We start from the raw sequence: 13,256 nt of genomic DNA on the forward strand, positions 1-13,256 counted from the left end.
GCAACGACACTTAAGTCATTTAATAACTACTCAATTACATGACTCTCAGGACTTCAATTGTAACCAATCATAGTGGTCTGTACGTTTAATCCCCCCCCCGAATCAGGGTTTAGAAGCTAATTACCGTCAAATTAAATTACTTTGTATACTATCACCGACTTTCTTAAAATAATCATGACGATAAATTAAAATTTTAATCAGTTAAAACAAGGGCTGTTTATGCTTAGCTTAAATATTTCAAACGATAGATAAGCCCGTTATAACCCTATAGGCTAGGGGGTGTACCCTTTTGCTCACCTTCACCAAAATCTAATCATTCAAAAAATAATAGCTCTTAAAGTTGGAGATTGAATTTCAGTACAACTATCGAAAAGACAAATAAATTCTTTCCTTGAGAAAATTTATACAGAAATACCAACCAGCCAAACTAAATAAAATAATCGTTCTAGATCAATATTATAATTTTATAGAGACTGTAGGATATCAACCTAGATCATCTAAAACAGGAATAGAAAATAAGCAATTTTTTTAAATTTTAAAAACTTATTATTTTCTAAAAGGTAAAAATCCCTCTACGCAAATAGTTAGTTTTTTGGACCGTTTATCTCGATATGTTCATTACGACATTAAATATTAGAAGAGTAATAAATAACTTTCCTGGAGATAAATAATGAATTACATTTAACTCTATATGTATTCTAATGGATTATAAATTCTTATCTTCTCCATGGTGCTTCATCTATAATAATCAGAAGATAAATTACTGATCTTTTTGATTCTATTTATTATTGTCGCTTCCTTAATTATCGCAAATTATCAAACTAATACACAAATCTACTATTATGATCATTGTTAAGGATTTAAAAGAGCGGGCTTAACGCCGCTCTCATTACTCCAATGACTTGAAGCATATTTAAAATAGCCTTTTCTAGATATTTAAGAAGATTTAGCTGTCATCTTTTGAAACAAAGATAGGTGCTCTTAGCTTTGCTTTTGATCTAGTTGTGTAAATTTTATCAGGGTAATTTTCATTAGTGATTACACACAGCTAATTGATAGTTTCTAGACTAACATTCTACTTATCTCTATCAGCATGATTTTTCTTCGTTTATTCATAAAAATGTTGGTCGGAAAAACAAAAATTTGTATAGATAATACCAGTGATCTTATTGTATTACCTTTTGCATTAATCACGTTAACTTTAAAATTAATTTAAACAAAATTATATAAGCATGGAGTTTTTTAAAACATTTTAATTTTATTGATTGTTGGAGTATCACTTCTGATAATTTTGTATTTGTAGCAGATAAACCCAAAAGCCCCCCCCTAGTTCATTCTGATCCTTTTCATAAACTCTTAATTTCTTTTAAGTAAGTATTACAGCAAATATATTGATAATTATGGGCATGCTTTATTTTTTTAACACTTCCATTTCAAGCTCTCATTTATATACTAGACTGTTCATCAATTTACGAAGAAATCGCTATTTGTCCAATTAGCATGAATGTTTTTTTATTTTGACTTAATTATATTACGTTGAAAATTAATTGGTGTTTAAGTTATTAACTTTACTATACTAGCAAGCGTAACATGAATTTCTTTTGCTACCTTATATATAATACATGATACTTAATACATGATACTTATCATTTTTTTATGAGTGGCACTTCTATTATTTCTATTATAAATAGAGAGTTTCCCAAAGAGACTGGGTCTTAATTCAATATTTCCTAACAGTGTGAAATCGAAATAAAATCACTACTTCAAGAAAAGATCAGTGAAAAAACTGACATATGATTAATACTACTTAATTATTCTAAAAGACTTTTTGTATTTAAGACTTTTTGTATTTCTATCAACACTTTTTTGAATTTTTTAGGACACAAGTACTTCAATCAGGCAGGTGATACGCCTTAAGTTTCGCAGGAACCTTCCCGATAGATAATAATGTGCTTCTTGAAGAGTTAACTTAAATTGATCAAATTATATTCAATCTTCATTAAAACATGCAATAACTTTTTAATTATCTAAAACTAGATATTCAAGAAGTTTTAACCCATACCCAACAAACAATAACTCTTAAAACTTTAATGTCAATTATCGCTATGTGTTTGATTTTTAGATTAGGAGCACTTATAGAGAATTTTTTACAAAAAGTAAGAAAAATAGTTATTGGTTAAATTTTTTATAATGATTAAGATTAGTTTTTAATTTAATGTGAACGGAAACTCCAATAAAATTAAATGTTTTTCGAAAATAATTAGCAAGGTAGCGAGAGTACGATTGAGGAAGAGATTGAGTTTGTTTTCCATAGATAATAATAGTTAAAGGATGACGACTACCAAGATGCGCAAACCGTAAGCGAATGCGTCGACCTTGCACTAATGGGGGTTCATGCTCTAAAACTGCTTTTTCCAAAGTTTTCGTTAGTTCACTTGTAGTTAATTTCTGCTGAGTCGATTGGTAAGATTGCTCAATTGCTAGAAATAATTTTTCTAAACCCATTCCTTCTAATGCAGAAATAAAACAAAGGTGAGTAAAATCTGTAAAAAACATTTTTCGATCGATGTCTTGTTTTACTAGTTTGCGTTCATAGTTTTCTAAACTATCCCATTTATTAACAACTATTACTAAAGGAACACCAGATTCAATAATTAAATTTAACAATCGTAAATCCTGCTTGCTTACACCTTCACGAGCATTTAAAACAAAAATAATCACATCAGCAACATGCATAGCTTGCATTGATTTAATAATTGAAAATTTTTCTACTTGATTATCAATTCTTGATCGCCTTCGAATACCTGCCGTATCAATTAAGGTATAGTTTTTATTCCTATGTAAAAAAGGAATATAAATACTGTCTCGCGTTGTGCCAGGTTTTTCATAGACAATAACGCGTTCTTCACCTAACAATCGATTAATAAGTGTAGATTTTCCAACATTCGGTCGACCAATTACCGCAATTTTAATTCTTGTTTCCTTTTCAAGAATATCTTTTTCAATAACTTTTTTTCCTAAAGGCAATTCACTCAGAAGACTAGTCATCAAGTGTTTAATACCACGATTTTTTTTTGCCGAAATTAGATAAAGTTGATGAAAGCCTAATCGATAAAATTCGCTTCGAACTGTTTCCGCTTCAGTTCCATCTACTTTATTAACCACAAAAAAGATTTTCTTATTTTTCTTCCGTAATTGCTCTGCTATTATTTCATCAGTAGGAGTAAGGCCTGTTTTTGCATCCATCAAAAATAAAATACAGTCTGATTCTTCAAGTACGTGATTTACTTGAGTTTCCACAAATACTCTCATGGTAGATTTTTCTGAATCTATTAATCCCCCCGTATCTACCACCAAGATAGGTTGGGATTCAATTATCGTTTTTCCATATTGACGATCCCGTGTAACTCCAGGAACATCAGCCACTAATGCTACTCGACTTTTCGTTAAACAATTAAATAATGTCGATTTACCAACATTTGGTCGCCCAACAATCGCGATGATTGGAACCATTTTTATACCTTTTATCCCCCCACTCCACGCCACTTTTATTGAAAAGAAAGACTTAATTCTTATCTGGATGTTTTCATTTGTAAATACAGAGCATCAATCTCAATAGCTTTTACTTTATTTTATACTGCTTTATAAGATTTTTCAGAGAGGCTGCCGTATTACCTATTGCGCAGCATAAATATCGCCCTTAAATTTTCAATAAGGGTATTAAAAGTAAAATAATTAATTTTTGAAAAAATCTCACACTTGATTAAACTGGTTTTGAGGAAGATATATTTGAGCAGTTCATAAATTTAGTAATCTACTATAATGGGGTATAAAAGGGCAGAATTATAGATCACCCAATGCAATTGCTTTAGTAACCCCCCCTGTACAATTTTTTGTATTACATCATTCTTAGTAGTATCTTAGTACTAGCATTTAGTAATGCTAGTAGCATTTCATAATAAATGCTATCTCTCCATAAGCAGTTTTCAGGTATTTTTTCGCAACCTGTTCATTAATTAATTTGTTTTTTCTAATTTAAGTTGATTAGTAGTAGTTAAAATGAAGTATAAAAATCGTAAAGCTCTATATTGTTCTCAATATAGCAATTTTCTCAATATAGCAGCGATTCCAATACTGTTACCAACTAAAACCAATTAAAATTTTATTATTTTCTTAACAAGAAAAATAGAACTAATGTAATCGTACCACCAGTTTTTCAATTATTTTAATTTATTTTTTATTGAAAATATAGTATGTCATTTTATCATATCCTCATTGCTTTCTACACAATGAAAAAGATGGATAGTTACATTGTTTATTTATGTAAATTTTTTCACGTAAATAAGGTATTAATTGATTATTTTTGAGTTGTTGTTTTGGTAATGTTTCACATAAAGATTTAAGGGTTACTGTATTCGTTTTCATTTCTTCTTCACCAATCACTAGTACCCATTTTGCACCGCTTTTACCCGCACGTCTCAATTGACTTTTAAAACTACCTCCACTAAGATGTGTCTCAATAATCAAGCTGGGTAATGCATCACGAAGTTGTTCTGCTACCATCAATCCCCGTTTCACTGCCGAGTCCCCTTCTGCCACGAGATAAATATCCGAATGCATAACGCACTCCCACCTCGCTTGCAACAGTAAGACGATCCGTTCTAAACCAGCAGCAAATCCAGCTGCTGGTGTTGAGCGATCCCCCATTTGCTCAACGAGATCATCATATCGTCCTCCTGCACAGACAGTCCCCTGAGCACCTAATTGGCTCGTTACCCATTCAAAAACAGTGTGAGTATAGTAATCTAACCCTCTAACTAAGGTGGGATTAATAATATAAGATAATCCCGCTTCTTCTAAGAAAGCTTGTAATTTATCCCAATGACGACGAGATTCATCATCTAAATAATCCAAAAGTTTTGGAGCTTCCATAATAATAGTTTGTAGGATAGGATTTTTACTATCTAAAATCCGTAAGGGATTGCTCATTAGACGTCGCTGACTCTCTTCATCTAATTCTGTTTTTCGCGACTCCAAATAATTAATCAGTTTTTCCCGATAATGGAGTCGGCAATTCAAGGTGCCCAAGGTATTTAATTCTAAAGTAATGTATTTCTCTAAACCCAGCATTTTCCAAAAACGACGGCCTATTAAAATTAATTCAGCATCAATAGCAGGATTGCCTATTCCATAGGTTTCCACACCAACTTGATAAAATTGACGATAGCGTCCTTTTTGAGGACGCTCATAACGAAACATAGGTCCTATATACCATAATCGTTGTTGAGTTTGATTGTAAAAAACACCATTTTGAATGCCTGCTCGAACGCAACTAATCGTTCCTTCAGGGCGTAACGTGAGGCTTTCTCCATTGCGATCTAAAAAGGTATACATTTCTTTTTCTACAATATCCGTAGCTTCACCGATCGTACGTTTAAATAAAGCAGTTTGCTCTAGAACAGGAAAGCGGATTTCTCGATATCCATAAGAAGTGATAATGGTTCTAAATGTGTCTTCAAGGAAAGCGCAATAAGGTGTCTCATCAGGGAGGACATCTCTCATTCCCCGAATCGCTTTGATGGTTTTTATCAATGATCTATTCCTGAAAAAATCATCTTATTTTTTGTTGTTGATGTTTCAGGTAGCTTTGATTTTTTCGCTGTTTCTTTTAAGAGTAATTCTTGACTTGGTACCATCACTGATTGAATTTGTAAGATAAAGTGTTTTTTTTCATGCCACCAAATACCAATTAATATCATCAAAATACTCAGAGCAAAAAAAGTGATCCAACGAATTGTTTTACGAGTAATCATTCGAGTTGAACGTGAAATTACAGGAACTGCTTGATGTTTAACTGGTTTTTCTTCTCTCGCTTTAATGCGCTCAAACTCCTTATTTAAAGCTAGAGCGTCAAATGCAGCCATAATTTCTTCTGGAATAAGTCCAATACAGCGAGCATATGCACGCAAATAACCCCGCACATAAATTAAAGCAGGCGCTTGGGAATAGTTATCCTTTTCTAGATTTTTTACCCACTGAACGCTTAAATGTATTTGTTTCGCTACATCCTCATATTTGAGATTTTGAGCTTGACGAGCCTCACGCAATAAAATTCCAGGCGTTTTAATAACTCTATTAGATAATTCGGCATGAATTTCCATATCTTTAATTACACTTTCCGTCATGGTAACATTCCTAGTGGTAATAGTTAATTTATATTATAGCTAAGTTAATGACTTTCTAGAAGCACATCATTCTTGTTTATATTCAATTACTCATAGATTACAATACTAGAAGCTTCTTTTTTAGAAGCACAATACATACAGTTCTAAGTTAGTATTGATGAATACTCTCTTGTGCAGAATTTTGAAAGTCTTCTGCTAATTGACTACCACCACCTGCAATATCATTCACTTACGTTCACCGAACAAGGCCCACGCTTATTAAAACTTTTAACTTAACCAACTATTTTTAAAAAGGTGTAATACCTTTCTTCCATGAAGCAGGAATCAATAGTCCCCCAAACAAAAATATGAAAAAATGAAATTAATTTTACAAGGGTTATGCATATACGCATAATATATGCCCCATATACGCGGGAGCCCAAAAAGGGAAACCAAATCAGCTTGTTATGCTTTTCACTAAGTCTCTCTTAAACCCTAATATCCCTAATCATTTATTACATATTTTAAACGTGATGAAATGCTTGTTTCCTCGTAAAATAGTAATCTTAATAGGAAATTATTAATGTCTCCAAAGGAGACTGTTGATTTAAATGGAACAAAAATATTTCGCAATGCATCGTTGGAAAGCATGGAAAGAAATAGCCAAAACTACCCAATTTTCTGGATAAAAATATTGCATTACAGAGATAACAGAATCCTAAACATACTTAGGATGACTCAATACTGAGAATGATCAAATGTATGTTTGCCACACAACAGGATTATTGTAATTTAATACGGGCTTTTCAATCCCCCCCATCATGACTACATTAGTAATCTTATAAGAAGATTTTTAAGAACTGAATAGCTAACCAAACTTACCAAAATAATTATTAGACAATGTGAAGTTACCATTCAATTCTTCTTGTTCTGTTACACAAAAGCTACAATTCAAAGCAGGATCATCCTATCTAGAAAGACATATACATAAAGTCTTTCAATTACCATCAGAAATAAAAACAATTTCTCTTTAGTTATTATTTACTAAACGAAATAAATATTTATGGAAACGAAATAGAACACGAAATAAAGATGTATGGGTTCTGCCCATCATTCTAACCACTCCAATTCTGGTATCTTATTAAAGGCTTCTCAATTAATTGCTGTCAGAAGGATTTTCTAAAGTTTATAAATCAAAAACAATATAAGTACAGCTTCCTGATAGATCTATTGCAAAAGCTGTATCTGTACAACAATAAAGCGGTTCTCCCTGCAAAGGATTATAAATTTCTTTAACGCTTTCTTCGTTATGATTGATAGCTTTTGTAATGAAAGATATTATAGGAATGAAATAGGAAAGTTTATCAATGCTTTTTGTTAAGACTATTTTGCTCTCTCAATTAAAACTAGCTAATCATACTTTTAACCCATTTAAAAGTAGACCCTAATCCTAAAATATTTGAATAAAAAACTTCAATTATTGTATACTTTCTTAAATAAGAAAAATCAAAAACCTTTAACTTAACATTTAAGTTTAATTACGATAGTTTTATGTTTTTAACTGATTTTTTAAAAAAACTACTATAATACATTTTATAAAAACAATCTAAATTCATCTGCTACTTCTACATTTTAAACTATACGAACTTACCAAAATAAAAAACATTTCATTTTAATATAACCATATTTTTTATGTTTTTTTATGTGGCTCAACACTCGATAATCAATAATATTAATAATGTTTGAAAATCATTATTTTTTAATTACTTATAATTTCTGACTCTAACCTGTATATATTTGAAAATACTCAAATTACTTCGAACTCTAAAATTAAGCCTAGCTGATCTCTCGCTTATTATAGAGATAAGACTTGCGCAATTACCTACCTTAATGATTAGCTAAGTATTTCAATGGCTTATACGAAATTTTTAATTTTTTTTATTCTCTTGCTTAATTCCTCTTTCTGAATTCTTAAACTTAAGAAGCATTCGATAAACATACTTAAAAGAAAAGTCTAAACGAATCTATTCAAATGCTTTGAAATAATATTGAAGCAGGAAGCATTTTTTACAGGATTCTTCCTCTTAAGAGATGAACCAAATATTATATTCCCCCTAAATGCAGCCTATTTGAAATACCTTTGGATTACATCCTTTTTTCTAATCAAATTTACTAAAAATATACAACATTTTTATTGAAGAAAGTTACATAACAATCTTAACGGAAATTCTAAGAACATTCTAACTAACAAGGATAACTGTATTCAATAAATTAAATATTCTGCAAAACTCTCTAAAGAGAGTTGGATAACGAACAAGGTATTATTCTCAAACCAATTAACAAACTTTTTGCCTTAAACTGTTATTCAATTAAAAATCACACACTAAATCAAGTAAAATTGGTAAGAAGTATTTTAAGAATACAAGTTTCATTTAACGGCATCCCCTCCTTACCTTCTATGCCACTAGACACTGATAATAATATCAATGAAATTATCCAATTATTAATAACACACAGTTAACCATTCAAGAGATTCTATTAATAATCCTCACAGGGTTACTATTTTCTCAGTTAAAAGCTATCCTATTCAAAATAGAGAAAAAATTTACCTAAAGAAAACTACCTTTTTAATTCCTGAGGGAAAAACTATCTCACTTCTTTATCAAGTGGATATAAATACAATCTATTAATACTTTTAAATCTGCTTAGTCAGGAAAACACACTGTTGCATTATATAGGCTTGAACTAATAACTTAGAAGGCAATTGATTTTTATTTAAAAAATGCTAGTATACTAAATCAAAAATAATCAAAATAAATCACCTCTGGTGACCATCTAAAGGTAAGTGAATTTTTGCTAAATTTATTGATCCAAATACGATAAATCATTTATTCATTTATCATGCATTATAATGGATAAATCAAATCTTTTCAAGATTTTTGGTTTAAAAAACATTAGACAATTAAAAGAATTATTAATCCGAAAAAATTACTCTCTAATGCCTAGACAGAGAAAAATAAAGTTTTTAATGTCATTACCAATAAAATAACGGATGATACACCATCTAATCTCAAGATATTTTATCAATAACAATACTTTTTAATGCTTTTTTAAAAAATATTATTGTGACATTGAATCGACAGCCTCTTATGACGATGAACGAAGTGACGATGAGTAAAACTGAAGAAGCGCATATATCATATATAATATTAATAAAATTAAACCTTTACTAAATCTTTAGTATTACAAAATAAATAAAGTAAATCAAACGTATTTTAAAGTTTCTACACTTATAGAAAACTTATAGAAAAACAAAAATAGAAGGATCTAATCTAAACCAACTAAACAAAGTACTGCTGCCCTCACAAGGCTAGAAATATAAAAATCACTTACAGGACTCTTATATACTTTTTACTATAAATTTAAAATATTCCATAAAATAAATAGAAAAAATAACAAACTTTAAAAGAAAAACTACATAACGTACATAGTACATATAACTATGCATCTAAATTCAAACAAAAGAACATGAGTTAATTATATTAAAAATATTTTCAAGCCCAGCTTTTTCTAACACAGTATGGTTTTGCCTTTTCAAAAAAATGATTTAATTTAAATTAACCCAAATTACAATTTGCACGGCATAATCAATAAGGGAATATTCGAAGACAATCCTCAGAAATTTGAGAAAATTACATAAAAAATCCAAAAACAGAATTACCTTGAGATAAAATTCACTTAAAATAAAATGCTCATAAGTAATTATTGATTTTTAAAAGATCACCCTACTAACACTAAGAATAAACCTATTAAAATTTTTGATATCTTTATTTCATCTACACACCGTTAAAACTTACTTTATAGCAATCAACTACTTTACTGGCTTAATAAAAGCCTAAAAAAATTTTCTTAATTCTTAATTTCTTAATTTTTAATATTATTAATTCTTAATATTAATAAAATAAGTATTACTTACTAGTATTACTTACTCCATCTAGTATTACTTCACTCCATTGTTTAAATATTACTTACTCCATTGTTTGCGTTAATTAAAAACATTTCATTAGAGAGAAAACATATAACTAATTTTAAAAAAAAGTAAAATATCAAAAAATTAGTAATCGCTTTCGAACAAACGCGATAAATACTAATAAACGAAAAAAATAGCTAAGATACTAAATATATTGAAATATTTAATAAAAATTAAAATATAAATAACACTCACTCAAGAACTCTACCTTGAGAAAAGAGCTTTGCCAAGTATTATCCTCTCTCTGACTGGTTAGGTGCCCGACGGTACTGAAGCACCTCTTTCTCTTTCGCTTAAGCGCCTCTTTATTGATAATGATAAATTTTGGAATAAAGAGAATTAATTATCAAATTAATAAAAGTTGTGTTACCATTTAAAGTTCTTATTAGTTGCTCTATTTTGTTAAACAACATGTCAATACGTTCGCTAATAAAATTTTGCGTTTTTATACCCATTTTAATTTGATCATCTAAATCATCTTGCCATTGAAAAATTAATCCAATAGTTGTCCCAAGTTCACGCAATTGTTGCAGTACGATTTCATTCGTGAAATTGGCACACAACGCACCTAGTTCAACAGCTGCACGAAATAAGGCTCCTGTTTTTAATTGATAAACAAACTCATTACCTCCTTTATGAACTAAATCAAGTTGTTGACCACCAACCATACCTAAAGAACCTGAAGCACGAGCTAAAGTAGCTACTAAACGAGTACTTTTTTCTTGAGCTAATATTTCAAAAGCTAACGACTGTAAAGCATCGCCTACTAATATAGCCGTTGCCTCATCAAAGGCTCTATGACAAGTGGGCTTGCCTCGCCGATAATTATCATTGTCTATTGCCGGCAAATCGTCATGCACCAATGAATAACAATGAATAAATTCAATAGCACAAGCTGCTTTATCCATTCGTTTTAGCTCAGCTCCAAAAGAAAGCCCCGTTGCATAAACCAATAAAGGACGTAAACGCTTCCCTCTTGACATAACAGCATAATGCATCGCCTGATGCAGACGTTCAGGAGATTGTGTGGGATCCGGTAATAAATTCTTCAGTTGAAGATTAATCCGATCTTGATAAGTTGTAATAAAGTTAAACATTTAGCTACTCGAAAAAATTTCCTCTGGCTTGAAGAAAAAGGAAATCTCTTCTTTTGCTGTCTTTGGACTGTCGGAACCATGCACCGCATTGGCATCAATAGAATCTGCAAAGTCACCTCGTATCGTTCCAGGAACTGCTTCCTTAGGGTTAGTGGCTCCCATAAGCTCACGGTTTTTAATAATCGCATTTTCGCCTTCAAGTAATTGGATCATCACGGGACCCTGAGTCATAAATTTAACTAAATCCTTGTAAAAAGGACGTTTTTTATGCACAGCATAGAAAGCTTTTACCTGTTCCTCACTCAAATGTTGCATTTTTGCTGCAATAATTTTAAGGTTAGCCTCCTCAAAACGCATATAAATTTCACCAATAACATTCTTTGCAACCGCATCCGGCTTGATAATTGACAAAGTTCGTTCAATAGCCATGATTAATCCTCTTCTATAAAAAGAAATCGGTAATTATAATTATATGATTTTAGCTAAGCAATTTCCACCAGATCTTAAATCACCTTAAAATTCAGCTAGATTTTAGAGAATAGACTTGAGGAATAAGTAACTTGGATTTAAGATCATGCATCTTATTCTTTGCTCGTCATGATTGGTACGACTGCCCCCCGTGGAGATCAGATCCCATCCATTGCGGAAACAAATTAATGTTTTAATGTTTCTTAACCTGCTGGTATTTTTCTGAACCTTCTGGTATTTAATTAATTATCAGTGGTTTACTAGTAAGCTTGGATTCCAGGAATATCTAAGAAGCTACTAATGCCAGGAATATCTAAGAATCTACTATATAAAATAATACACTTAAAATTACACCTTTTTAATAGCTTAGTGATTGAATAATTGCTTTTATAGAAAAATTGCTTTTATAATTGTAATTAAATTGATTTTATATTTATTATTCAGTTAATATTAAGTACATCGATATTAATAGATCGATAGTTTTCCAATACACCACTTCATATTATTTTTATTTTGAGCGTCATTATTTCTTTTAATTAAAAGGGTTATTCTAATTTAGGTTTTCAAGTAGATACAATAAAATATATTATCCAAATTTTAGAGATATAGTAGAGGTAAAAAGTTTATTTAACGCGATAAATGTTATACTCTAATTAAAGTAGCTTTTTTATTTAAGTAAGTTTTTATTTGTATAAATAAATTTAATTAATTTATTGTAAGCTAATTAAAATATGCTAGTAATTTCTGTTGGGGTATTCTTATTTAAACTTTTGGTTTCTTATTTCACAAGATAATTGTGAAGCAATTTTTAATAAAATTCAAAAATAAAAATGCAAAAATAAATTGCCTATATCTAAATTATTAGATTATAATAAGGATTAAAGGATTAACTATAAGGATTATCTTAGCTTAACCTTTCTTGGTTAATTTACACAAGGAATTAACGTTTTTTAGTTTTGGACACAAAGTCCTCACTGTCAGACTTTTTTACAAGAAAATAGAATAGACGAACCATTTAAAGAAAACTCAAACACGCTTTTCAGAAAAACCTGTATGAGATAAGATACGATGACTTTTTTCAAAAGGTTTCATATTCATTATGATTAAAATTATGATTAAAACATTATTTTTTTTAATTACTTAGCTAAAGTTAAGTATGTTTTTTCCACTAGTTAATATTTTTTTTGAGTAATTAGTATATTTCTTCTAATTTTCTTATGTCTTGTAATTTTTTGCTAATAATTAGTATCTCACTTTTAGTTCATTTATTTCTTTCTTTAAGAAAGCATAGAAATCATTATGATTTTTTTTCATTGATAAAACTCATCTTTATTTCTTAAATTGGTCGGAGTATATATGGACTTATATCCATAGTATTTAGTTATTGTATTACTCATCATCATAATCATGATATTTGAAGATCTACTTCTAATCACAATTTAATTATTTTTTAACTATAAATTACTATCCTACTAAATTAGTATTCTATTTAGAAAT

General features: G+C 29.9%; 5 protein-coding genes. All 5 read right to left on the bottom strand.

Annotation, left to right across the window (positions count from 1 at the left end; all coding sequences use genetic code 11):
- Positions 1-2,169 precede the first annotated feature (2,169 nt).
- The 5 genes from der to ndk all read right to left on the bottom strand — a co-directional run bounded on the left by der (position 2,170) and on the right by ndk (position 11,720).
- Positions 2,170-3,513: a ribosome biogenesis GTPase Der gene (der, locus tag CLERM_RS01625; protein WP_102156862.1), complete on the bottom strand. Its 1,344-nt coding sequence runs from the start codon at positions 3,511-3,513 to the stop codon at positions 2,170-2,172.
- A 759-nt stretch (positions 3,514-4,272) separates the two neighbouring features.
- On the bottom strand, positions 4,273-5,592 hold the full coding sequence (gene hisS / locus CLERM_RS01630; protein ID WP_102156863.1) for a histidine--tRNA ligase: 1,320 nt from the start codon (positions 5,590-5,592) through the stop codon (positions 4,273-4,275).
- The gene (locus tag CLERM_RS01635) at positions 5,589-6,185 is read right to left on the bottom strand and encodes a helix-turn-helix domain-containing protein (RefSeq protein WP_102156864.1); all 597 of its coding nucleotides are present in this window, start codon (positions 6,183-6,185) and stop codon (positions 5,589-5,591) included. The genes hisS and CLERM_RS01635 overlap by 4 nt, the downstream gene beginning before the upstream one ends.
- Before the next feature lie 4,314 nt (positions 6,186-10,499).
- A complete protein-coding gene (locus tag CLERM_RS01640; RefSeq protein WP_102156865.1) occupies positions 10,500-11,291 on the bottom strand; it encodes a polyprenyl synthetase family protein in 792 nt (263 codons plus the stop codon).
- Positions 11,292-11,720 (bottom strand): nucleoside-diphosphate kinase, encoded by a 429-nt coding sequence (ndk, locus tag CLERM_RS01645; RefSeq protein ID WP_102156866.1) that lies wholly within the window; start codon positions 11,718-11,720, stop codon positions 11,292-11,294. It lies immediately after the preceding gene.
- Between the last annotated feature and the right edge of the window lie 1,536 nt (positions 11,721-13,256).

Source organism: Coxiella-like endosymbiont (assembly GCF_002871095.1).
GTDB lineage: Bacteria > Pseudomonadota > Gammaproteobacteria > Coxiellales > Coxiellaceae > Coxiella.